The sequence below is a fragment of the Ruegeria sp. BI11 genome (assembly GCF_056538005.1).
Window position 1 is genome coordinate 1 of record NZ_JBQFSM010000077.1, and the last position, 525, is coordinate 525.

Consider the following 525-nt stretch of genomic DNA (forward strand, 5'->3'; position numbering starts at 1 on the left):
GTTCAGGAATTCCTTGCCGAGATCAGGTCCTTTGTCCAATCACTGCAAGCACAGTTCGACCAGTTTGACTGGAACGACACAGACTATGCCGATGCAGAACCCGAAGCGGATGACTTTGATATGACGATGACCGGTGCCGACAACGGTGGGGACGATGTGGATACCACATGCTCTGACATGTCCGGAAACGATTCAGGTGATGTCTTTGTGTTCAACTATTATGACTTCGACTGCATGATGGACGCAGCTTAACAAACCCCACGGTGCGAGGTGGAGATGAGCCTGCCTCGCACCAATTCCAACTGGGATTTTCAATAGACCTTAGGAACGTATAGTTCGTCCGGCAGAATCCGGCGTTCATACTCAGGATTGTACTTACGGTCCGGCAAATCGACCTTTTCCTGCGGTACGTCCGAATACGGAATTTTGGTCAGTAGATGCTCGATACAATTCAGGCGTTCGCGCTTTTTGTCATTGCCTTCGACGATGTACCACGGCGCTTCGGGAATGTTCGTGCGAAACAAC

Annotated in this window: 2 pseudogenes; one reads left to right on the forward strand and one right to left on the reverse strand. The window is 50.5% G+C overall.

The features are described from left to right. Nucleotides 1-252 (forward strand): annotated as a pseudogene (locus ACR0DT_RS25165) (CAP domain-containing protein); the annotation flags it as partial. A gap of 59 nt (nt 253-311) precedes the next feature. Here ACR0DT_RS25165 and ACR0DT_RS25170 read toward each other — a convergent pair. Then, nucleotides 312-525: pseudogene (locus tag ACR0DT_RS25170) on the reverse strand (polyphosphate kinase 2); the annotation flags it as partial.